Genomic DNA, 22,415 nt, shown 5'->3' on the forward strand with positions numbered 1-22,415 from the left:
CTCCGTGCAAAACACAGGCACGGTTTCATGAAAAACCGGCGAAGCCGGTTGTATTTAACCGATAGATTTTGACTGTTTATTCAGGTTTTCTTTAGCGGTGAACTTTTCCCGCAGCAGTTTCATATCATCGCTCACTTTTCTGTCGAGGATCTTGGCGTAGTGTTGGGTTGTTTTGAGATTTTTATGGCCGAGCATTTTGCTGACGGATTCCATCGGGACGCCGTTACTCAATGTGACGGTTGTTGCAAATGTGTGGCGGGCGATATGAAAAGTGAGATTCTTATGAATATTGCAGATATTGGCGATTTCTTTCAAATACGCATTCATCTTCTGATTACTGGGAATTGGTAAGATTTTGCCGGAATTGATACAAGCAGGATGATCCTTGTATTTTTCTATTATTTGCAGAGGAACAGGCAAAAGTGGAATTCTTGAAGCTGTCTCCGTTTTTTGTCGTTTTGTGAAAACCCAGTAATCCCCTTCAATACCTCGAGCTACCTCTGTTCGTTTCAATTTCTGCACATCAGCATAAGCAAGACCAGTAAAGCAGGAAAAGATAAAAACATCACGAACCTGGTTCAACCGATCCGTTTCGAAGTCTTTGGAGAAAATTGTTTGTAGTTCATCTTCGATGAGAAAATCTTTATCAACCTCATGTCTTGTCATTTTGAAGCCGAGGAAAGGATCACGAACCAACCAACCTTTGCGAATACAATTGTTAATCACTTTTCGGAGATCAGCGATATATTTAAGAGTTGTGTTATGACCGCAGTTCTTTTGAGTTTTCAACCAAAACTCATAATCGCTGACAAATTCAAAATTCAGGCGGGAAATGTCGATATCGCGGATTTCATACTTCCATTGCAAAAATGCAGCAACATGGTCTTTTGAAGTATTGAAGCGGGTTAGTGTTGCCTGAGCGAATTCTTTACCGATTAACGCCAATACCTGGTCGTTGTGTTCCTGGAAGATCTCCAGCAACATTCTCGGCCTTTCAGCGGTTCCAAACCACTTTTCACGAAAAGCTTCAAATGTTATGATCTGACCATCCTGCACCATTTCGCGTTCAGTTTTCAAAACCTTCGCTTTTAGCGCGTCTAAGTAAGTATTGAGTTGCCGCGCCTCCGGGGTGTTTCCTTTCATTTTCCCCGCAGCCGCACCCCACCGCGCAACCTCAACATACTTTTGTAAACTTTGGTCTATTCGTTCACCATTGACTGTAATCCGGAAATGTACCGGCGCTAATCCATTTCTTGTCTTTTGGGATTTTCTTACATAAAACAGTGTACTGATCCTGTGTTCCATTTTAGAACCTCCTTTGCTTTTTTTGATTTTTTAATAATCGTTATTCAAAAGCCTGCAGGTAGGTTCAAATGCTTATCAGTAGGGAGTTGTGTGGGAATTCGGTGCAAGTAAATGTAGGAAAAAGTTACTTGCACCGAATTTGACACCGAATCACTTGATTTCATTTGATTCAAATCGATGCCGGAAATTAAAAAAGGCTCATAAAACCAACGTCTTATGAACCTTTTAAATCATTTTGAAATCTATCCAGCGGTGAGGGAGGGATTCGAACCCTCGGTACAAGTTTAAGCTCGTACAACGGTTTAGCAAACCGGCCCTTTCGGCCACTCAGGCACCTCACCGTAATAAGCATTCCGCTTAATGGACGGCAAAAATAAGTGGAAAATTCCAATTTCCAAACTCAATTAATCTTTTTATTCTCAACATTATAAAAAACAAATCCCGCTGATCAGAGCGGGATTTGTCATAAATAATATCTTATCAGATTTACATGGCTGCCAGTTGCACTTTCTGTTGCAACTCCATCACGCTTTCGCGGAAGGTACTATCTGTGTCCATCAGGTCTTTTACAGTCTGGCAGGAATGGATAACCGTAGTGTGGTCCCTTCCACCAAAATGTTCACCGATGGTTTTCAATGAATTCTTGGTAAATGCCTTCGCCAGGTACATTGTGATCTGACGGGCCTGAACAATCTCCCGTTTCCGGGTTTTCTGCAACAGCTTGTCATACGGCACATCAAAATACTCACATACCATCTTTTGGATCGTCTCGATGGTAATTTCTTTGCTGCTGGTTTTCACGAAATTACGGAGTACTCTTTTTGCCAAATCGAGGTCAATTTCCCGCTTATTCAGCGAAGATTGTGCCAATAATGAGATCAGCGCGCCTTCGAGCTCGCGGACATTGTTGTTCACATTATAGGCCAGGTACTTTACTACTTCGCGCGGCATTTCAAGACCGTCGTTCTTCATCTTGCGCTCCAGGATCTCGATGCGGGTCTCGTAGTCCGGCACCTGCAGGTCTGCACTGAGACCCCAGCGGAAGCGGCTAAGCAATCGTTCCTGTACACCTTCCAGGTCTTTCGGCGGTTTGTCTGATGTCAGGATCAGTTGTTTGCCGCTCTGGTGGAGGTGATTGAAGATGGCGAAGAAAGCATCCTGGCTTTTCTCTGCGCGGTTGAAGAACTGTACATCATCGATGATGAGTACATCTATCAGCTGGTAGAAATGGATGAAGTCGTTGATCGCATTGTTCCGGCTATGGTCCTGGAACTGGTTGATGAACTTCTCCGAGCTTACATATAATACTACCTTGTTAGGTTGCAATCTTTTTGTTTCGTTACCGATGGCCTGGGCCAGGTGAGTTTTACCCAATCCTACACCACCATAGATCACCAGCGGATTGAAGGAGCTGGCTCCTGGTTTCTCTGCTACCGTTTTACCCGCACGACGGGCTACCCGGTTGCAATCGCCTTCAATAAAGTTTTCGAACGTATATATGGGATTGAGCTGCGAATCGATCTGCATTTTCTTCAACCCCGGAATGACGAACGGATTCTTTACCGGATTGTGTATGATGAGTGGAAAGTCCATTTCATTACTGGAAAATGTTTTGTAACCATGTGTAGGAACATCCATCGTCAATGGTTTGTTGGAATGGTTACCACTATCCACCATGATACGATATTCCAGCCTGGCTTCTTTACCCAGCACTCTACGCAAAGTCTTTGCCAACAAATTCACATAATGCTCCTCCAGGTATTCATAAAAGAACTGACTGGGTACCTGGATTACCAAAATGTTTTCTTTTAACTCAACCGGCTTGATAGGTTCAAACCATGTTTTGAAATGTTGCCACTCAACTATGTCCTTGATAATTTCCAAACAATTGCTCCAAACTTTGTCAAAAGATTTTGCCATTATTCAACAAGCAGTTTTTATGTTGAGTTAGGAATATGCCTTAATCATGCCAACCGCAAAAATTCTTCACAGGATTTCAGATTTTTTGTCTGAATCGATTCATTCAAAAAAACTTGAGCAGGGGTGCGAATATCTAGATTTCCTGTGGATAAAAAAATTTTTTATTCACTTGTTTTTTTAGGAATTACTACATTGTTTATCTACAGTAGATTAATCTTTACTTTTCGTATAAACACAGATGTAGTCTGCCGATCAGCATTAATTGATCAGCCGGAATTTCAATCACTGTTTTACAGAAAAAAATTTGTCGACATTCAAAAAGGATGTGGAAAAGATTCCAGCACCCATCGCCCAAAGCCGATTGATACGATCTGTTTGAACCGAAGCATCTTCACTCGTTGTTGTAAGGTAGCAGAGATAGTTAAGCAAACACCGCGAAACATTCTTTACAAACAATTGTTCCGGCCGGATATCTTGCTCCCACTGAACGGCATCTTTTTCGCAAGTGGTTTGGCAGAAAATCTGGATGAAGAAATTACCAGGCGTTTCATATCTGTAGGCATATTTCTTCATAAAAAAATAACTGATGACTGATGTCATTGAAGATACAAATAATTTGAAACGAACTCCAATTTCCCCCTCTTTTTTTTGACCCGCCCCGGAAAATATTTTTTCCCTTTTTTCCAGGCACTAAATGGAAAAATGTTATACCTTAAAAGCTTCCCCATCCTGAAAGAAAAACAACAATCGTACTTCTACTTTTTCAATATTATTTGTAACGAAATCTGCACAACAGACATAATTTTCGTCATGATGTGTTTGCGTTTATTATCGCCCTCATTCACTACTTTTGCAGCTCCGGGTACAATAATACCCATATCCATTAAAGGTCTTTTAGGTTAACTACCTGACACCATGCAACAAACATTTACACTCAGGCTACTACCTTCGGAAGCAGCCAACGCAAACATCGTGCAGCAATATGCTGCCAGCCATCTCGGTATACATTCGAATTCCATTACAGGTTACCAGATCCGCAAACGCTCTATAGACGCACGTGGAAAGCAAACATGGATACAGCTTACCATTAATGTATTCGTGAATGAACCCTTCCACCCTGCTTCACCTGCTGCCATCCCATTAGGCAATGTATCAGCTTCCCGCAATAAGGTGGTGATCATTGGAGCCGGACCGGCAGGATTGTTTGCTGCAGTGAAACTTATTGAACTTGGTATTCAACCCATCATACTTGAAAGAGGAAAAGATGTGAGGGCAAGAAGAAGGGATCTTGCACAAATGAACAAAGAAGGGATCGTGAACCCGGAAAGCAATTACTGCTTCGGAGAAGGTGGCGCAGGTACCTACAGTGATGGAAAACTGTACACAAGAAGTAATAAACGGGGCGATGTAAATCGCATCCTCCAACTACTGGTTCAGTTCGGCGCAGATGAAAAGATCTTGTACGAAGCACACCCTCATGTAGGCACCAACAAACTTCCCCAGATCATCACCGCCATCCGCGAAGCCATCATCGATTGCGGAGGCCAATTTCTTTTCGAACAAAAAGTTACCGGACTACAAATCAAAGATGGGATCATCAAAGGCGTCACCACTGCCAGGGGCGATATGTTCCACGGCGATGCGGTGATCCTCGCAACAGGTCATTCCGCCCGCGATATTTTTCAACTCCTGCACGATAATAAGATTTTGATCGAAGCAAAACCCTTCGCACTCGGTGTGCGCATAGAACATCCGCAACAGCTCATCGATCAATTGCAATATCATTGTCCGTCACGCGGAGAATTCCTGCCACCGGCTTCCTATAGCCTGGTGCAACAGGTAGATAAACGTGGTGTTTTTTCCTTTTGTATGTGTCCGGGTGGCATCATCGCTCCGGCTGCCAATGCAGAAGGGGAACTGGTGGTAAATGGTTGGTCGCCCTCCAAAAGGAATAATCCTTATGCCAATTCAGGAATGGTAGTGTCCGTGGAACTCTCTGACCTCGGTTCCTATAATAAATATGGTGCGCTTGCAGCCATGCATTTCCAGCAGGCTGTGGAACAAAAAGCATGGAACGCTGGTGGCGGCAAGCTGGTAGCGCCGGCACAAAGGATGGTCGATTTTGTGGAAGGAAAAGTTTCTTCTTCGCTGCCCGACTGTTCCTACCTGCCCGGCATCCACTCCGCAGCACTCAAAGAAGTGCTCCCCGGTTTTGTTCATCATTCCCTCAAACAGGCATTCAGGGAATTTGGTAAAAAGATGCCGGGCCGTTTTGGCACCCGGGGCTACTTTACCAATGAGGCCGTAGTGGTGGCTACCGAAAGCCGTACCTCAAGCCCCGTACGGATCCCACGTGATGCGGAAACCCTGCAGCACCCCCAGATCACCAATCTCTATCCCTGCGCGGAAGGCGCGGGATATGCCGGAGGTATCGTCAGCGCCGCAATGGACGGCGAACGCGTAGCCGCCGCCATCCATGCCGTTCTGCTGCCATCATGAAAGGTTTATTGGGACCGTTTGTAATAATTTTAACTTTTATGCTACTAAAGATTGGTTGCTTTACCCTTACGGGGACGTAACCCCTATTTTTTCAACTTCACCAAAGCATTATTCATGAACATCCTTGAAGTCAGGAACCTCAGGAAGTATTATGCTACCCAGAAAGCAGTGGACGATATCAGTTTCTCACTGGCACCCGGAAGCATATTCGGACTGCTGGGCCCCAACGGAGCCGGCAAAACCACCCTCATCAGAATGATCACCGGAATCTTCTACCCGGACGAGGGTGAGATCCTGTTCAACGGAAAACCTTTCAATACACAGACCGATATTCTTCTCACAGGCTATATGCCGGAAGAACGTGGTTTGTATAAAAAGATGAAGATCGGGGAACAGGCCGTCTATCTCGCTCAACTCAAGGGAATGAGCAAGACTGCCGCCACAGAGAAAGTGAAAGAATGGTTCATCCGCTTCGATATGCAGAGCTGGTGGAATAAAAAAGTGGAAGACCTTAGTAAAGGTATGAGCCAGAAACTGCAATTTGTTACTACCGTTCTCCATGAACCGAAACTCATCATCCTGGACGAGCCCTTCTCAGGTCTCGATCCCGTAAACGCCAACCTTATCAAGGACGAGATCTACCGGCTCGCCAAAAACGGCGCCAGCATCATCTTCAGTACTCACCGCATGGAACAGGTGGAAGAGATCTGCGATCATATCATCCTTGTGAACAAAGGACAAAAGATCCTGGACGGCACAGTAAAACAGGTAAAACAACAGTTCAAGGAACATCTCTTCCGCATCAGCTTCGAAGAAAATCCGAAATCAATCATATCAGATGTTTTTCAAGTGGTCGATCAAAACCAGCACGATCTGGTAGTGAAGATCCACGATGGCCGAAAACCCAATGATGTGCTGCAATTCTTCCTGGACCAACCCACAGGTATAACCGCTTTCCAGGAAATACTGCCATCGCTCAACGAGATCTTTATCCGGCTGGTGGATGGCACGCCCACTGCCCGTCAATTTGAATCGATCAACGCTTAAAACAACTGACCATGAACAAGACCTGGATAATAGCACAGAGAGAATTTACCAGCAGGGTTCGTAAAAAGACCTTCCTGCTGACAACGATATTATTACCCCTGCTCTTTGCAGGGTTCTATGCCGCCATCATCTGGTTCTCCGTTAAAGGCGGAGATGCTGTAAAAGTGCTGGTATCAGACCAGTCAAACGTATTCGAAGGCAATCTGAAAAATGATGGAGACATCAGTTTCGTTTTCCAGAATGGATTAAAGGAAAATCAACTGCGCGACAGTGTGCAGTCAGGCAGCTATAACGGCTATATGTACATTCCCGAACAATTCAACTCTGCCACCGATTCTATACGAATCAGAACCGCAAAATCGCTGGGACTGATCACCAGGGAAAAAGTGGAAAAGAGGATCAACAGCCAGATAAAGGAACACAAAATGCTGGCTTACGTTTCAAAAGCACAACTGGACAGTGTACAACGTGATGCCATACTCGATATCAATAAACTGGAAAGCGATAAGAAACAGGATAAATCCGGTGTTGCATATGCAGTAGGCATGATCTCCGGCTTCCTGATCTATATTGTATTATTCATTTACGGCACCATGGTAATGCGTGGTGTGATGGAAGAAAAAGTGAACCGCATTGCCGAAGTGATCGTGAGCAGCGTAAAGCCCATACAATTGATGATGGGCAAGATCTTTGGTATCGGCGCAGTAGGGCTTGTACAGTTCCTCATATGGATCGTACTGGGCGTTACGATGAACCTGGTAGTAACACTTGTAATGGGTGTTAACACTCCAGCCGCCGGCCAGATGGCAGATGTGGCCCAACAAATGCCACAGGGTGGAGCGGCCAGCTTCCTTGACCAGGTGAAAGAAATGCTTCCCCTGCTCCTGCCTTGTTTCCTTTTCTATTTCCTGGGCGGCTATCTTTTGTATTCCTCTCTCTTCGCTGCTGTTGGCAGCGCCGTGAATGAAGACCCGCAGGATGCACAAAGCCTGATGCTGCCCATCACATTGCCCATCATCTTCGCAATCGTGATCGCCATGAAAGCAGTGAATGATCCTACCAGCAGCCTCGCCGTATTCGGTAGCCTGTTCCCACTCACTTCACCTGTTGTTATGATGGCCCGCGTGGCACATGGCATCCCCGATGGCGTGGCCGTTTGGGAACTGATCACCAGCATGGTGCTTTTAGTAATCGGCTTCCTCGGCACCACCTGGCTTGCCGGAAAGATCTACCGCACAGGTATCCTGCTCTACGGTAAAAAAGTTACCTGGAAAGAAATGTGGAAATGGGCTTTTAGAAGTAACTGACAATATATCTAGATAAGTTTCAAAGGGTGTATCGAAAGATGCACCCTTTTCTTTTTAATCATGCAACATTTTACGAAAACTATCGTACTTAATTACGAAAATCATCGTATATTACTAAAAACCATGTTCGCATGAAATTGTCAATCATTAACAGACTTACTGCCCACCCCATGCTGGCGGCAGTTGCCATCGCCGGAGCGTTCATCGCCTCCCCTGTATTTGCCCAGGAAAAATCCAAAGACCCTGCTAAGAAACAATACCTGAAGGATCTGGACAAAGAGCTGGACCAACTGGAAAAAGCAAGGACCAGCCTGCAGAAGCAAATGACCAAAGACTGGAAAAAGGCACAGGAAGAAATGATCAGGTCCCTGGACCAGATCGAAATCGAAAAAGCGCAGCTTCATGCTGAAGAAGCGCTGAAGCAAATTGATTTCGATGCCATTCAACGCCAGGTGGAAGAAGCTGTTGAGCAATCCCGGGGAGTAACTGAACACATCAGCAAAGAAGTGATGGAAAAAGTAAAACTGCAAATGGAAAAAGCAAAAAAGGAACACCAGCTGAGCCAGGAACGTCACGAGAAACAAGTGAAGGAGCAGATCGAACGCGCTAAGAAGCAGATTGCTGAAGCCAAAGAAAATATCAGGTTCGATAAACTGAATATTGAAAAATCGATCCGCAGCGCAGAAGAAGGGATCAAAAAAGCAGAGATCGAACTGAAGGGATACCAGGAGATGATCTATGCCATGGAAGCAGATGGATTGATCGATACCAAGAAAGATTATTCTATCCGCTACAAAAACGGCAAGCTCAGCATTAACGGCAATGAACAACCGGAGACAGTGACCAACAAATACAAAAAGTATTTCAAAAAAGATTCCGTTACTCTGAAGAAGAAAGACGGAAGTTTTGATTTTTTACACGATTAGTGTTTTCTCATTTGTGTTATACGCGGAGCTGTTCTCAGCTCCGTTTTTATAACAGGGAGCTGCAGTCGCTCGCCTCTGGCGAGTGACTTGTATTTGTTCGCCTCTGGCGAACATTATGTCGCCGGAGGCGACAAAATAGTTGTCACTCGCCAGAGGCGAGCGACTGCAGCATCCTGCTAAAAACAAGAAGCCGCCTTGTATTACAAAGCGGCTTCTTACTGTGGGTAAACCCCGATGTGTATTAATCACCGTCCATCATCCTCATTAAAGGATGAAATACGTCACTTTCATCTTCATCGGCGGTCAGATCTAAATTCATTTTAAGGGAAACTCCTTCTTTGATAATCACATTCTCTTTCTTGTAAGTCTTGTAGCCTTTCTTCTCTAACACGATCACCACCTCACCCGGCGGCATCAGTGGCACTTTGAACTGGCCTGCCGCATCGGTTACAAATTCTTTTCTATCCTTCGCGTTCTCCTGCCCCTTCGCTGCAGTAGTAATGGATAATGTTACTCCCTGCACAGGCTTTTTGGTGGTAGCATCAGCTACCATGCCATACAAAACAGGTTCTGTTTTTCCGCGCTCCTTCTCCCCTTTGTTTCCATTGTTAGCTTTGGCTAAAAGGGCCAGCGGCAGGATTGCCGTCATAAGGAGCATTTTTTTCCGAACTCTCATAATAGGAGTTTAAAAGGTTGGCAAAGTTGATTACCTGCCGTTCACACTGTCCATGCTCTGTCTTCTCTGTAAAAAGACAAGACAGCTAATCTGAATGTTGCATTCAGCCATGAAAGTTACTCAATCTCCCTGATACAGGGTGAAGCTTTACAAAAATTTTAAGGGAAAATTGTCATGATTTGCCGAGATCGATCTCCGTATTGTCACCAATGTTTAGACTCCGGCTTTCGCCCTTCACTTCTGTGTCGCTGCCGATGAGAGATTCGCTGAGAACAATATCGTACAGATCAGCAAATGAGCCGATTATGGAGTTCTTGACGATAGAATAATTGACTACGGTCTTTTCACCAATGCTCACGTTGGGACCCACAATGGAATTGCGGATATCGCAGCCCCTGGCAATGCTGACAGGAGGAACTATAATGGTATTCTCGAAGTTATGGTCCTGGGAGATCATACTTCCGAATTTCTTCAGCATGGTGGCATTGGATTCCAGCAGTGTATCTTTCTTTCCGCAATCGAACCAGTTCTGCACTTTGAAGGCCTGGACCCTGGCGCCATTGCGGATCATACACTCCAGCGCATCTGTAAATGAATATTCGCCGCGCGTCATCACCTGGTTACGCACATTACTTTCCAGGCATTGAAAAAGGAATGCAGATTCCTTGATCCGGTAAATGCCCACCAGCGCCATATTGGATTTGGGGATCTGCGGCTTTTCCACCACACGGCTGATAAATCCGTCCTCCCCGATCTCGGCCACGCCGAATTCCCGTGGATCGTCAACCCTCTTCAGACCAAGCGCGGAATGCGGCATATCAAGCACAGCTTTTACATCATACTCGCAGATGGTATCGCCCAATACTACAAAGATCTCATCGTCTGCAACGATGTCTTTGGTCAGTTGTATTGCATGGCCAATCCCATGCCTTTCGGTCTGGTGTACAAAATGCGCTTTGATATCGGGGTAAGTATCTTTTACATAGTCCTGGATCTTTTGTCCGAGATAACCTATGATAAAAATGTATTCATCGATCCCTGCACTCTTCAGTTGGTCCACGATGATGCTGAGGATTGTTTTTCCAGCAAGCGGGATGAGAGCCTTGGGTTGAGTATATGTATGTGGCCGTAGTTTGGTGCCTGCACCGGCTACGGGAATAATTGCCTTCATATCGAAATTCTGTTTTTCAGCTTATCGAAAAACAACAAAGCTGGTTCCTTACGAAACCGTGAAAATAGTGAAAATTATGGGGCGTTCTCACTATTTTTGCGCCATGCAAAAAGACACGCTCGTTTTTGACCTCCTCCGTAAGGAACTGGACCGCCAACGCCACGGCATTGAACTGATCGCATCTGAAAATTTCACATCGCTGCAGGTAATACAGGCTATGGGCTCTGTTGCTACTAACAAGTATGCAGAGGGCTATCCTGGCAAACGTTATTACGGCGGCTGTGAAGTCATTGATGAGATCGAGACCCTGGCCATCGAACGCCTCAAAAAAATATTCAACGCCTCCTGGGCCAACGTGCAACCCCACTCCGGTGCACAAGCCAATTCAGCCGTGTTCCTCGCCTGTCTCAAACCAGGTGATAAGATCCTCGGTCTGGACCTCAGTATGGGCGGGCACCTCACACATGGCAGCCCCGCTAATATTTCCGGCAAATACTACCAGGCGCTGCATTACGGTGTGAAAAAAGATACCGGCCTCGTTGACTACGATCAACTGGAACAGGTTGCCCTCGCAGAAAAACCAAAGATGATCATCTGCGGAGCTTCTGCTTACAGTCGCGACTGGGACTATGCACGCATCCGTGCAGTTGCAGACAAGATCGGCGCTCTCGTAATGGCAGATATTGCACACCCTGCAGGCCTCATCGCCAAGGGGCTTCTCAATGATCCTTTCGATCATTGCCATATTGTAACTTCCACTACACACAAAACATTACGCGGACCACGTGGTGGCATCATCATGCTGCGCCATGATTTCGAGAACCCATGGGGCCTGAAAGATCCAAAAGGCAATACACGCACCATGAGCCAGCTGCTTGACCTCGCCGTATTCCCAGGCGCACAGGGTGGACCACTGGAGCACGTGATCGCAGCCAAAGCCATCGCTTTCGGCGAGATCCTCACTGATGAGTTCACCGTTTATGGAAAGAACGTGATCAACAATGCGCAGGCAATGGCCAAAGCAATGGTGAACCGCGGCTACAACCTCATCAGCAACGGTACAGATAACCACCTGATGCTGATCGACCTCCGCAACAAGAACCTCACCGGTAAAAAAGCGCAGGAAACACTGGATAAAGCACATATCACCCTCAACAAGAATGCAGTGCCTTTCGACGATAAGAGCCCGTTTGTTACCAGCGGTATCCGTATCGGAGTTCCCGCCATCACTTCAAGAGGCATGAATGAAGCGCATATGGAAACTGTTGCCGGCTTTATAGACAAAGTACTCACCAATATCGATGATGAAGCAACCATCACCGGTGTTAAGAATGATGTGAACGCTTTCATGAAGCAGTTCCCGCTTTATCCCGAACTTGGATAATCAATTCATTTCATAAACAGGAAAGCCTGCCAAACACGGCAGGCTTTTCTTTTGATGCGGAAGTAACGGACAATTGATTATTTTTGGGACTGTCAAACTAACCATTATGATCCAACGTATACAAACGATATGGTTGCTGCTGGCTGCCATTGCAGCCTTCCTGACATTGAAACTGTTTTTCTATACCGGCAATATGGTCCAGGAGGGAATGGCCATCAAACAATTCGCCGCCCTCACTGCACAAACCAGTACGTTGCTCCTGATCACTACAGTGGCAACCGGTCTGCTGGCGCTGATATCTATCTTTATTTTCAAAGACAGGAAATTGCAGATCAAACTGGTGGGCATTGCCCTGGTGCTTTCACTGCTCAACCTCTTGCTCTTCTACCTGCAAACGAAAAAATTCGTTCCGGGCGAAGGCAATTATGGGATCTCAGCTCTGGTTGCACTGGTTGTGCCTATCATGCTGTTCCTCGCGCTGCGTGGTATTTACAGGGACCAGAAACTGGTGAAGAGTTTGGATAGACTGAGATAGAAATCATTTAAATATCATTGTGGCTGGTCCAATTGGGTCAGCCTTTTTTATTGCTGCAAATGGCGTGGGTAGGTTGTTGGAGGCTGTGAAACAAACCAGCGCAGTTGGATAACCTTTTTACTTTGGTGCGGAGGATGAGCTACTGTTCATTGTTGAGCTTTGGAACTTTTGTTTCGAAGGCCTCCAACAACCTACCCACGCCATTTGCGAATCTCCCTGCGGGGCGGCTTTATGGTGGTAAAGGTGCAGCAGACTTGAGTAAAGAATAATTTTATTGCTTGTTCTTCGTAAAGTGGTTCTATATAAAAACAAGCGACCGTTTGGCCACCTGTTTTATATAGAAATATGTTAAGTGAAAATTATTTACCGAGCTCTACTTCGTAAGCTGTGAATTTACGGCCATCTCCCATTGGGGTGGTGAAGATCTTGATGCGGATCGTTTGGCCCCCACTGTTATATATGAGGTTCTCTGCGCCCTGGAATTTGTATTTTTCGGTACACCTGAAATTGTGTGAGAGCAGGTACGAGGATATGTCTTTGTATTCTTCTTTGTCGTAGGTCCGGTAAGTGAAAAGACGGCTGCTGTATTTTTCAGTGTTCACATCCATGTATTGTACGGAGCGGATAACGGTAGGCCTGCCATCTTTATCTTCTTCCCTGTGATCTATATGCGAGTACTGGTAGAGGGAACTGGTGGAATCGATATCTTTCTGCATCAGGAGATAACCTCTCTTTTTGAGTGTGGTATCGATGCGGAAATGATCATAGTCCATGAACTTCCTCAACTCGGCAACAGAGATCTGCTGCGCATTGGAAAAATGAACAGTAAAAATGAAAAAGAAGAAAAGTAGAATTCGGAACATACCAGCGCTGAAATTGTGAAGCAAAGAAAAGATAAGCCGAAGAGGTAAAAAAGTTAAAGTGCAGGACAAGGGTGTGGCCAGTTGCTCGCCTCCAGGCGAGTGACTTTTGTTTTGTCGTCACTGGCGACAGTTCGCCGGAGGCGAACAAATACAGGTCACTCGCCGGGAGGCGAGCGACTGGCCGCTGCGCAAGTAAATAAAACAGGCCGGAGACTGATCATCTCCGGCCTGATCTGATATTTGAGGCTTATTTACAGGAATTTGCCTGTATAGCTTTCTTTTACTTTTTTCAGTCCGGATGGAACGCCGGCATACACGATGGTGCCGCCGCCATCGCCGGCTTCAGGACCGAGATCTATCACCCAGTCTGCACTCTTGATCACATCTGTATTGTGCTCGATCACAAGAATGCTATGCCCCTGCTCGATCAGTGCATTGAAGCTGGCCAGCAGTTTGCGGATATCGTGGAAATGCAAACCTGTAGTGGGCTCGTCAAAGATGAAGAGGATTTGTCCCTGCCCCTTCCCCTTGCCGAGGAAGGATGCCAGCTTAACACGTTGCGCCTCACCGCCGGAGAGTGTATCGGATGATTGTCCGAGTTTTACATAGCCAAGTCCCACATCACTGAGAGGACGTACACGGTTCACAATATCTTTTTCTGCTGCAAAGAATTCCAGGGCCTCGTCAACACTTAGCTCAAGGATATCATAAATGCTCTTGCCTTTGTATTGCACTTCCAGTACTTCTTCTTTGAATTTCTTTCCACCACATACTTCACAGGTGAGATGCACATCCGCGAGGAACTGCATTTCCACAATTTGTTCGCCTTCACCTTTGCAGGCATCACACCTTCCGCCGTCTACGTTGAAGGAAAAATGTTTGGGCTGGAAGCCGCGTGTTTTGCTGAGCGGTTGTTTGGCATAGAGATCGCGGATCTCATCGTATGCTTTGATATAAGTTACAGGATTGGAACGGGATGATTTTCCGATGGGGTTCTGATCCACCATCTCGATCTGCGCTATCAGGTCGATATCTCCTGTAATGCTTTTGTGTAAGCCCACTTTATCGGTAAACTCTCCTTTGATCTTTTGCAGACCGGGATACAGGATCTGTTTCACCAGGGTGGTTTTGCCACTTCCGCTCACACCGCTCACCACCGTGAAAGTATTCAGCGGAAACTCGGCTGTTACATTCTGCAGGTTGTTCTGACGGGCGCCTTCTACTTTGATGGAGCGCGTCCATTTGCGGACCGTCTTCGGTGCATCGATGGTCATTTCACCTTTCAGGTATTTACCGGTTAGACTGTTCTCATTATTGATGATCTCATCGTAATTGCCTGCTGCCACTACTTCTCCTCCAAGATGTGAAGCCAGCGGGCCCATATCGATGATATGATCGGCTTCACGCATCATCAGTTCATCGTGCTCAACAACAACAACGGTGTTGCCGAGATCACGCAGCTCTTTCAATACGCGGATCAATCTTTCAGTATCTCTCGAGTGGAGGCCGATACTCGGCTCATCCAGGATATACAAAGAGTTGGTGAGATTGCTGCCCAGTGAACGGGTCAGTTGGATACGCTGGCTTTCCCCCCCGCTCAATGAATTGGCGAGACGGTTCAGCGTGAGATAACCAAGACCAACATCCATCAATGTCTTCAACCGGTGATTGATCTCGATGAGAATGCGCCTGGCCACCTGCTGATCATACTCGCTCAGTTTCAGAACAGCAAACCATTGCTGCAGATCACGAACCGGCATTTCACAAAGCTCACCGATATGCAGGCCGCCAACTTTTACATAAAGCGCTTCCTTGCGAAGACGGTAGCCATTACAATCAGGACATTGCGTTCTTCCGCGGTAGCGGCTCAGCAATACCCTGTATTGCACTTTATATAAATTGGCTTCCACCTCTCGGAAGAAATCATTGATGCCCTGTACAAATTCATTGCCCTTCCAAAGTGTGGCATACTGTTCTTTTGTAAGATCGATGACAGGCTTATGAATGGGGAAATCGAACTTGCGCGCACCTTTGATGAACTGGTCTCTCCACCAGCCGAGCTTCTCCCCTTTCCAGGGAGCAACGGCCATTTCGTATACACTTAAACGTTTGTCGGGTATCACCAGGTCTTCATCGATCCCCAGTACCTGGCTGAAACCTTCGCAGGTTGGGCAGGCGCCGAAGGGATTGTTGAATGAAAAGAGATTGGGGACCGGCTCTTCGAATATGATGCCGTCCAGTTCAAATTTATTGGAGAAGGTCCTTTTTGTGGAACCATTCACTTCAATTAACATGCTGCCTTCGCCTTCATAGAAAGCGGTACCGATGGAATCGCCCATGCGATGAATATCATCTTCATCAAAATCCTTAACGATCATACGGTCTACCAGCACATAGGTTTCTTTGGCAGGCTTCCAGCTTTTTGCTTCCAGCAGGTCTTCGATGCTTTGCACTTCGCCATCGTAGATACGGGTGAACCCCTTTTGCAGGAGGATATTCAGTTCTTCCTGCGGTTTGCGGTTCTTGTGTTGCTTGAAAGGGATCAGCATGAGCACTTTGTCGCCCGGCTTTTGTTTTTTGATGGCTTCGATCACATCGGCCACATCATCTTTTTTCACTTCCTGACCGGAAACAGGTGAGATGGTTTTTCCTGTTCGTGCGAACAACAGGCGGAGATAATCATAGATCTCCGTCATACTGCCAACTGTGGACCGCGGAGTGCGGGTGATCACTTTTTGTTCGATGGCGATAGCAGGACAAAGTCCTTTAATGAAGTCAACATCGGGCTTCACCATTCTTGCCATGAACTGGCGTGCGTATGCGCTGAGACTTTCTGCATAACGGCGTTGTCCTTCCGCAAAAAGTGTATCGATAGTGAGCGACGATTTTCCTGATCCGGAAACACCTGTTACCACAATGAACTTATTGCGCGGAAAACTCACTGAAACATTTTTCAGGTTGTGAACGCGAGCGCCTTTAACGTAGATGCTGTCTTGTATATTGGGAGATCCGGCCTTTTTGGAAGCGGCTTTACTCTTTTTTGTTGTAACTGTCATATTATAATGGAGCACAAAATTATTGCAATCGGGAGAATATTGTATACTACATCCGGAAAGGCAGAAAGTTTAACGGAAATGCCCCAAAATTTGACTTAAATCAATCAATTTGACCTATGTTAAATAAGTCATATTCAATAGTATGTAAAAGTTTTAAAAATATGGTTAAAGTTTGCTTATTTCAAAAAAGTCTCTATCTTTAATTCACTAAACCGACAATAAAAACTAACATTAAACTATACAGCCTATTGACCTAGTTACTTCTACACTGAAAAGCCGACCTAAACAATAAAATCCATTTATATATCCTAACCTTCAAAACCCGTAGAAGTTTATGAATTTACTACGCAAAAAGACCGACCATGAACTCATCCAGGACTTCCAGGATGGGGATCTTTATGCCCTTGAAACGTTGGTTCTCCGTCACAAAGACAAAATGTACACTTCCATCCTGTTCCTCGTAAAAGACAAGTACCTCGCAGAGGATATCTTCCAGGATGTGCTTATCAAGATCATCGACACAATCCGTAGCGGCCGTTACACTGAGGAAGGAAAGTTCCTGCCCTGGGCAATGCGCATTGCACACAACCTGTGTGTAGACCATTTCAGAAAAGTAAAAAGAACACCGGCTATCAAAACAAGTGATGACCGGGATATTTTTGAAGTGATCAATTTTACGGAAGATGGTGCAGATCAGAAAATGATGAAACGTCAAAGCTACGACAGGGTTCGTCAGATGCTGGACCTTTTGCCAGACGATCAGCGTGAAGTGATCATTCTGCGTCATTATGCAGACATGAGCTTCAAAGAGATCGCATCCCTCACCAATTGCAGTATCAACACCGCTTTGGGAAGAATGCGTTACGGCCTGATCAACCTGCGCAAAATGATGACGCAAAAAAAGATCGCTTTATAAGCACGCATTTTTTCAAAGCCATTGAACTTTTCACTGAACCTCTTGTTCAACAAAAAGAATTGAGAAAAACAGACAGTACGAAGCCTGTTTTTCAGAGCAGAACGATGAATAGAATTTGACTCAACCAGTACCATTTCTTTGCAAAAGATTAACGGTAACCGTAAAAAGGGAACGGATACACACTTTAAATTTGAAAGAAATTAACTGGAAAATATTGTCATTCTGGTCCTCCATCAGACTTTTTCACTGATTTGCTTGCTGGTCAGAAGGCTGGAACAGAATGACGCCTAATTGTGAAGCCCCGCTTGAGTAAAGCGGGGTTTTATATTTTGACATTTATCCATATACGAAAAAACGCATCCGGTGAGGGATGCGTTTTCTTTTTATCAGAGGAACTGATTATTTCTTTTCTTTGAACGTTTTGGTCACCTCATCGAGGATCTTCACAAAGCGAGGTATGTTTGAATTGTAGCCACCTGCATCCTTGATGATCTTTCCATCGTGACCAACGAATACATACAGAGGCTGAGCGCTGTTGCCAGTGAGGTTCACTTCAAAATCAAGGTTCTTATCACCCATGGTCTTGATCTTTTGTCCATCTTTTGAAGTGTACTGTTCTGCTTCGGGCAACCTGTGTTTGTCATCTACATAAAGTGAGATCACTACAAAGTCTTTCTGCAGGCGTTTGGTTACCTCTGCATCTGTAAGTACTTCCTGCTCCATCTTGCGACAGTTGGCGCAGCTATGACCAGTGAAGTCGATCAGCACAGGCCTGTTGAGCTTTTTAGCCGCTTCCATTCCTTCTTCGTAATCGAAGAAAGCATGTACGCCGGGGATCTCTGACTCCAGGAATTCTGTATACTTAACTGGCTTCACTTCCATTTCTCCATCAGAAGAAGCAGGAGCAGCCGCCTGTATTTTGTTCAGGTTAAAATCCTGTGTTTTCATTTCAGGCAACCAGGCGCTGATCCCTTTCAAAGGAGCGCCCCAGAGACCTGGAATGAGATAGATAGTGAAAGAAAGCGCAGCGATAGCAAAGAACAGACGTGTAACGGTCAGGTAAGGTTTGCCATAATCGTTGAGGGGAAGATCATCATCATGATGGAAGCGGAGCTTACCCAGGAGATAGAAGCCCAGCAAACCAAAAATTACGATCCAGAGCGCGAGGTACACCTCACGATCAAGGATACCCCAGTGATACGCAAGGTCAGCGCTCGACAGGAATTTCAGCGCCAGCGCCAGCTCGATAAAGCCAAGGGCCACTTTCACTGTATTGAGCCATCCGCCTGACTTCGCCATCTTGTTCAGCAATGCGGGGAAGAAAGCGAAAAGCGCAAAAGGCAGTGAGAGCGCCAGGGAGAATCCGAGGAAACCTATCAGCGGTGCGATCATTCCTCCTTTGGCAGTCCATACAGTCAGCAGACCGATGAAAGGCACTGTACAGGAGAAAGATACAATCACCAGCGTGAGCGCCATGAAGAAGATACCGGAGAAGGAACCGAAGTTCGCTTTAGTATCCGCCCTGTTACTCCATGAAGCTGGTAAGGTGATCTCGAAAGCACCGAGGAAAGAGATACCGAATATGATGAACATTGCAAACACGAACACGTTGAAAACAGCACTGCTGGCCATGGCATTCAACGCGCCAGGTCCAAAGATCAAAGTGATCAGGAAACCGGCGGCCGTGAATATGGTGATGATCGATAATGAATAAATGAGAGCGTTTTTGATACCCGCTTTACGGCTGGTGCTGCGTTTGGTGAAGAAGCTCACCGTTACTGGCACCATCGCATAGATACAGGGCATGATGAAGGCCCCGAAACCAGCCAGCAAACCTCCCAGGAAGAAAGACCAGAGAGAGTTCTTTGATTGATCAGTGCTACCACCGGCAGCAGAATCGGTCCCGGCTTCCGTTGCACCACCGGCAGGCACTTCGATAGCAAATTCTTCTTCGCCGGACTTGTATTCTCCATTCGTTTTTACGAGGAAACTGACCTTACCCGCGAATGTTTTTGCTTCAGCATCGGAAAGGGAAACCTTCTGTTGCCAAACCAGTGAATCAGATGCATACTTCACATCCACTTCCAGATCAGCATCTTTTTCAGCTTTCACATTTCCCTTTTCAACCAGGGAATCCTTCAGGAATTTTTTAGCAGTGGTATCAAATTCTACGGTAGAGTTCACAGACTCTTCAGAAGGTTTATTGATAGAATACAATTTCTTCCCTTCACCCACCACTACGGCTTTGATGGTGAGAAGAACTTCTTTGTCGTTCAACCTTTCAGAAGAATATGAGAGCTTAACCAGGGAGGAGTCCTGAGCCCGGACGCCAAGAGACACAAATGTTAATAGCAGGAACGCAAGCGACCGGGTAATAAATTGCTTCATTACGATGGATTATACGGGTGCAAAAAATAAAAACGGGTCTTCAATAAGATAAAGAACCCGTTTATATGTGAATCAGTTTAGTCGCATAACGACTATCCGCCGATATTAACAGAAAATTCTACTTCGGAGGGAGGAAGGCATTGTTCTTCATTACAAACCATGAACTCTACTTTACCAGCCAGGTTTGTTTTGCTTTTGCCTTTTACTTTCACTGTCTGAACGAAAGTGACAGTTTTTTCGTAGTAGTTCACATCACCACCCCAAACAGGCTCGTTCTTTTTGATGAGCTTACCTACTTCTTTGGCTTTACCTTCAGCGGTAACCAGGGGATTCTTGGTATAAGTGAATACGGTAGGAAGAGGTCCTTCAACGCCAGCGTTCTGAGCGTAGATATGGTAGTCTCCGCTAACGGCTGCTGTCATGTGCACTTCATAAGTACCGGCAGCAACTTTCTTGGAGGTGAATGTCCATTTAACAGCTTTAGAAGACTGAGCCAGGGCTACAGAGCCGATCAGGCAAACTATACCGAGTAATGCTAACTTTTTCATCAGACAAAAATTAAGAGTTTACAAATCACGATCAGGTTCATTCCTTTAGCAGGAATCCTTTTCACCTGCTGATCATGCTTGTAAATTTCAATTAAAAAAAGCTAACAAATCTCTAAAAGTTGACCAATTCAGCGGAAGTCTTTACCAACGTGCTATCGGGGTTTATCAACAAGGCGTTCAAAATGATTTTACCGTCGATATTGCCTAATGCTTCGGAGGTTGCGCGCTCAGGGTGAGGCATCATTCCGAATACGTTTCCATTGGCATTCCTGATGCCTGCAATATTGCGTGTAGCGCCATTGGGATTGGCATTCACATTGATGTTTCCGTTCTCATCGCAATACCTGTAGATCACCTGTCCGTTGGCTTCCAGCGCATCGAGTGTTTTCTCGTCTGCATAGTAGCGTCCTTCGCCGTGAGCAATAGGGATCTTGAGCGCCTTATCGGAACCCAGTCCCTTGATATAAATGTTTTTGCTGATAAACTGCTGGTTAGCATTACGTAAGAGTACACCGGGGAGAAGGCCTGCTTCGCAAAGCACCTGGAAGCCGTTACAAACGCCCAGCACCTTGCCACCTTTGCCGGCAAATTCGATCACACTCTGCATCATTGGGCTGAAACGGGCGATGGCGCCGCAGCGCAGGTAATCGCCATAAGAAAAACCTCCGGGAAGCACGATGCAATCATCGGTGGTGAACATGCTGAGGTCCTTGTCTTTATGCCACAACATGATCACTTCCTGGTTAAGATCGTTCTGCAGGGCATCCTGCATATCTCTGTCACAATTTGATCCTGGAAAAACTACAACGCCAAATTTCATAATGGGTATACATTGAGGATGGCAAAGATACGAAACCTGAACCATTTCATCGCGGAACAAGTGGATTAAGCGGGCAGCCAGTAATTCAGGTACATGGCGTACCCGAATATGAGCCAATGCATAATGGAAGGGAATAATTTTCCCTGCGGATAAAAATAAGCCGCGCCATGGAATACGGCCAGCGGTACTGCACAAAGGCTCCAGTTCACGTAATTGACGCCCCCGTTGATCACGATGATGAGGGTACTTGTTACCAGGCACACCAGCAACAGGCTCCAGCTTTTTCTCACCTGGATGAACATCTTACTTAAATTATTCTGAACATAGAAACCTCCGATAATAAATAGCAATACCAGCAATGCAAGACTGATGGTCACAAATATCGAATCAGGCATCGGCGGTAAGCTAAAAGAAATGTCGGGCTGCAACTTTTTCCAGTCCCACTGATCGGTGAGATAAAGCACCAGCCCGATAAAATAATAAGGAGCCGTTACGCCCAGCAGCCCGATCAGCCATTCCTTGATCCGGAAAGGCCTTACGATGAAAACTGCCAGCATCAAAAAGAAAACGAACACGATGGCTGGCTGGTACAACAGCGTAATGAAACCCATGATCAAACCTGCATTGAACACAACCGAACCCGGTTTGGAAGCATTGTACAGCGTATTCATCCTGTAAAACAACCAGATCAGCAGCGAATTGATCAGCAGAGGGGCAGAGAAATAGTTCCAATCCGGAAACAGGGAAGTGATCAGCATATAGCTCATCGCCACCAGGTAATTGGGGCGGGCCATCATTTTCTGGGCATTGCAGACGCGGTTCAGCAACAATGCCTGGCTGTACAGCAACAAAAATGCGATCAGGGAATATACACCCGGCCATAGATGCAGTGGCTCCAGGAATCCGATCAACCAATTGTACAGGAAGTGATCGTCGTCCGGTTGAACCAATGGCCCCTGTGGGCGAAGGAAGATGCTGAATTTGAGTATTAAACCATACACCAGCAATACCAGGGTATTGGCGGAGTTTTTTTGTTTAAAGGTTCCTGTCACGC

General features: G+C 45.8%; 18 protein-coding genes and 1 tRNA gene. 7 read left to right on the forward strand and 12 right to left on the reverse strand.

Features of this window, described 5'->3' with window-relative positions; genetic code table 11:
* Window positions 1-54: 54 nt before the first annotated feature.
* The 4 genes from D9Y29_RS17880 to D9Y29_RS17895 form a co-directional block, all read right to left on the reverse strand.
* Entirely contained in the window at window positions 55-1,305 is a 1,251-nt protein-coding gene (locus tag D9Y29_RS17880; protein ID WP_127130725.1) for a site-specific integrase, read from the reverse strand.
* Between the two features lie 250 nt (window positions 1,306-1,555).
* Window positions 1,556-1,646: transfer RNA gene (locus D9Y29_RS17885), tRNA-Ser, on the reverse strand.
* 145 nt (window positions 1,647-1,791) lie between these two features.
* Window positions 1,792-3,225 carry a chromosomal replication initiator protein DnaA gene (dnaA, locus tag D9Y29_RS17890; RefSeq protein ID WP_127130727.1) on the reverse strand — a complete coding sequence of 478 codons (1,434 nt, stop codon included), beginning with the start codon at window positions 3,223-3,225 and terminating at the stop codon, window positions 1,792-1,794.
* Window positions 3,226-3,507: 282 nt separating this feature from the next.
* The gene (locus D9Y29_RS17895) at window positions 3,508-3,825 is read right to left on the reverse strand and encodes a hypothetical protein (protein WP_127130729.1); all 318 of its coding nucleotides are present in this window, start codon (window positions 3,823-3,825) and stop codon (window positions 3,508-3,510) included.
* 315 nt (window positions 3,826-4,140) lie between these two features.
* Here D9Y29_RS17895 and D9Y29_RS17900 point away from each other — a divergent pair, with 315 nt between their 5' ends.
* The 4 genes from D9Y29_RS17900 (at window position 4,141) to D9Y29_RS17915 (ending at window position 9,004) form a co-directional block, all read left to right on the forward strand.
* Entirely contained in the window at window positions 4,141-5,724 is a 1,584-nt protein-coding gene (locus D9Y29_RS17900) for an NAD(P)/FAD-dependent oxidoreductase (RefSeq protein WP_127130731.1), read from the forward strand.
* Between the two features lie 114 nt (window positions 5,725-5,838).
* Complete coding sequence (locus tag D9Y29_RS17905; RefSeq protein WP_127130735.1) at window positions 5,839-6,771, forward strand: ABC transporter ATP-binding protein; 933 nt, start codon at window positions 5,839-5,841, stop codon at window positions 6,769-6,771.
* An 11-nt stretch (window positions 6,772-6,782) separates the two neighbouring features.
* Window positions 6,783-8,078: an ABC transporter permease gene (locus D9Y29_RS17910; RefSeq protein ID WP_127130737.1), complete on the forward strand. Its 1,296-nt coding sequence runs from the start codon at window positions 6,783-6,785 to the stop codon at window positions 8,076-8,078.
* A gap of 131 nt (window positions 8,079-8,209) precedes the next feature.
* Entirely contained in the window at window positions 8,210-9,004 is a 795-nt protein-coding gene (locus D9Y29_RS17915) for a hypothetical protein (RefSeq protein ID WP_127130739.1), read from the forward strand.
* Window positions 9,005-9,245: 241 nt separating this feature from the next.
* Here the strand turns inward: D9Y29_RS17915 and D9Y29_RS17920 are convergent, their stop codons facing one another.
* Together D9Y29_RS17920 and D9Y29_RS17925 are read right to left on the reverse strand one after the other, a co-directional pair.
* Window positions 9,246-9,653 carry a carboxypeptidase-like regulatory domain-containing protein gene (locus D9Y29_RS17920; RefSeq protein ID WP_164735462.1) on the reverse strand — a complete coding sequence of 136 codons (408 nt, stop codon included), beginning with the start codon at window positions 9,651-9,653 and terminating at the stop codon, window positions 9,246-9,248.
* 199 nt (window positions 9,654-9,852) lie between these two features.
* Window positions 9,853-10,851, reverse strand: coding sequence for a sugar phosphate nucleotidyltransferase (locus tag D9Y29_RS17925; protein WP_127130743.1), 999 nt, complete (start codon window positions 10,849-10,851; stop codon window positions 9,853-9,855).
* A gap of 103 nt (window positions 10,852-10,954) precedes the next feature.
* Here D9Y29_RS17925 and D9Y29_RS17930 point away from each other — a divergent pair, with 103 nt between their 5' ends.
* On the forward strand, window positions 10,955-12,235 hold the full coding sequence (locus D9Y29_RS17930; RefSeq protein ID WP_127130745.1) for a serine hydroxymethyltransferase: 1,281 nt from the start codon (window positions 10,955-10,957) through the stop codon (window positions 12,233-12,235).
* Window positions 12,236-12,341: 106 nt separating this feature from the next.
* Window positions 12,342-12,770 carry a DUF4293 family protein gene (locus tag D9Y29_RS17935; RefSeq protein ID WP_127130747.1) on the forward strand — a complete coding sequence of 143 codons (429 nt, stop codon included), beginning with the start codon at window positions 12,342-12,344 and terminating at the stop codon, window positions 12,768-12,770.
* A 359-nt stretch (window positions 12,771-13,129) separates the two neighbouring features.
* Here D9Y29_RS17935 and D9Y29_RS17940 read toward each other — a convergent pair whose 3' ends face one another.
* Window positions 13,130-13,633 (reverse strand): hypothetical protein, encoded by a 504-nt coding sequence (locus D9Y29_RS17940; protein ID WP_127130749.1) that lies wholly within the window; start codon window positions 13,631-13,633, stop codon window positions 13,130-13,132.
* A 251-nt stretch (window positions 13,634-13,884) separates the two neighbouring features.
* On the reverse strand, window positions 13,885-16,689 hold the full coding sequence (gene uvrA, locus D9Y29_RS17945) for an excinuclease ABC subunit UvrA (protein ID WP_127130751.1): 2,805 nt from the start codon (window positions 16,687-16,689) through the stop codon (window positions 13,885-13,887).
* A 334-nt stretch (window positions 16,690-17,023) separates the two neighbouring features.
* Between uvrA and D9Y29_RS17950 the strand changes: the two genes are divergently transcribed.
* Window positions 17,024-17,605, forward strand: coding sequence for an RNA polymerase sigma factor (locus tag D9Y29_RS17950; protein ID WP_127130753.1), 582 nt, complete (start codon window positions 17,024-17,026; stop codon window positions 17,603-17,605).
* Between the two features lie 399 nt (window positions 17,606-18,004).
* On the opposite strand, the gene D9Y29_RS17955 is transcribed toward D9Y29_RS17950, so the two are convergent.
* The 4 genes from D9Y29_RS17955 to D9Y29_RS17970 all read right to left on the reverse strand — a co-directional run bounded on the left by D9Y29_RS17955 (window position 18,005) and on the right by D9Y29_RS17970 (window position 22,413).
* Window positions 18,005-19,993, reverse strand: a complete 1,989-nt coding sequence (locus D9Y29_RS17955) for a protein-disulfide reductase DsbD family protein (RefSeq protein WP_127130755.1) — start codon at window positions 19,991-19,993, stop codon at window positions 18,005-18,007.
* 92 nt (window positions 19,994-20,085) lie between these two features.
* Window positions 20,086-20,541, reverse strand: coding sequence for a protein-disulfide reductase DsbD domain-containing protein (locus D9Y29_RS17960; RefSeq protein ID WP_127130757.1), 456 nt, complete (start codon window positions 20,539-20,541; stop codon window positions 20,086-20,088).
* A 112-nt stretch (window positions 20,542-20,653) separates the two neighbouring features.
* Window positions 20,654-21,406, reverse strand: a complete 753-nt coding sequence (purQ, locus tag D9Y29_RS17965) for a phosphoribosylformylglycinamidine synthase subunit PurQ (RefSeq protein ID WP_277601131.1) — start codon at window positions 21,404-21,406, stop codon at window positions 20,654-20,656.
* Window positions 21,407-21,426: 20 nt separating this feature from the next.
* Window positions 21,427-22,413 (reverse strand): DUF6427 family protein, encoded by a 987-nt coding sequence (locus D9Y29_RS17970; RefSeq protein WP_127130761.1) that lies wholly within the window; start codon window positions 22,411-22,413, stop codon window positions 21,427-21,429.
* Window positions 22,414-22,415 lie beyond the last annotated feature (2 nt).

The sequence above is a fragment of the Pseudoflavitalea rhizosphaerae genome (genome assembly GCF_003991355.1).
In the GTDB taxonomy this organism is placed as follows: Bacteria; Bacteroidota; Bacteroidia; order Chitinophagales; family Chitinophagaceae; genus Pseudobacter; species Pseudobacter rhizosphaerae.

What these genes read in the sequence shown, in the direction of transcription:
- D9Y29_RS17930 (WP_127130745.1), top strand. Translation starts at nt 10,955, where the DNA reads ATGCAAAAAGACACGCTCGTTTTTGACCTCCTCCGTAAGGAACTGGAC.
- D9Y29_RS17960 (WP_127130757.1), bottom strand. Translation starts at nt 20,541, where the DNA reads ATGAAAAAGTTAGCATTACTCGGTATAGTTTGCCTGATCGGCTCTGTA.
- D9Y29_RS17955 (WP_127130755.1), bottom strand. Translation starts at nt 19,993, where the DNA reads ATGAAGCAATTTATTACCCGGTCGCTTGCGTTCCTGCTATTAACATTT.
- D9Y29_RS17895 (WP_127130729.1), bottom strand. Translation starts at nt 3,825, where the DNA reads ATGACATCAGTCATCAGTTATTTTTTTATGAAGAAATATGCCTACAGA.
- D9Y29_RS17935 (WP_127130747.1), top strand. Translation starts at nt 12,342, where the DNA reads ATGATCCAACGTATACAAACGATATGGTTGCTGCTGGCTGCCATTGCA.
- D9Y29_RS17940 (WP_127130749.1), bottom strand. Translation starts at nt 13,633, where the DNA reads ATGTTCCGAATTCTACTTTTCTTCTTTTTCATTTTTACTGTTCATTTT.
- D9Y29_RS17905 (WP_127130735.1), top strand. Translation starts at nt 5,839, where the DNA reads ATGAACATCCTTGAAGTCAGGAACCTCAGGAAGTATTATGCTACCCAG.
- D9Y29_RS17950 (WP_127130753.1), top strand. Translation starts at nt 17,024, where the DNA reads ATGAATTTACTACGCAAAAAGACCGACCATGAACTCATCCAGGACTTC.
- D9Y29_RS17880 (WP_127130725.1), bottom strand. Translation starts at nt 1,305, where the DNA reads ATGGAACACAGGATCAGTACACTGTTTTATGTAAGAAAATCCCAAAAG.
- uvrA (WP_127130751.1), bottom strand. Translation starts at nt 16,689, where the DNA reads ATGACAGTTACAACAAAAAAGAGTAAAGCCGCTTCCAAAAAGGCCGGA.
- D9Y29_RS17910 (WP_127130737.1), top strand. Translation starts at nt 6,783, where the DNA reads ATGAACAAGACCTGGATAATAGCACAGAGAGAATTTACCAGCAGGGTT.
- purQ (WP_277601131.1), bottom strand. Translation starts at nt 21,406, where the DNA reads ATGGTTCAGGTTTCGTATCTTTGCCATCCTCAATGTATACCCATTATG.
- D9Y29_RS17920 (WP_164735462.1), bottom strand. Translation starts at nt 9,653, where the DNA reads ATGACGGCAATCCTGCCGCTGGCCCTTTTAGCCAAAGCTAACAATGGA.
- dnaA (WP_127130727.1), bottom strand. Translation starts at nt 3,225, where the DNA reads ATGGCAAAATCTTTTGACAAAGTTTGGAGCAATTGTTTGGAAATTATC.
- D9Y29_RS17900 (WP_127130731.1), top strand. Translation starts at nt 4,141, where the DNA reads ATGCAACAAACATTTACACTCAGGCTACTACCTTCGGAAGCAGCCAAC.
- D9Y29_RS17915 (WP_127130739.1), top strand. Translation starts at nt 8,210, where the DNA reads ATGAAATTGTCAATCATTAACAGACTTACTGCCCACCCCATGCTGGCG.
- D9Y29_RS17925 (WP_127130743.1), bottom strand. Translation starts at nt 10,851, where the DNA reads ATGAAGGCAATTATTCCCGTAGCCGGTGCAGGCACCAAACTACGGCCA.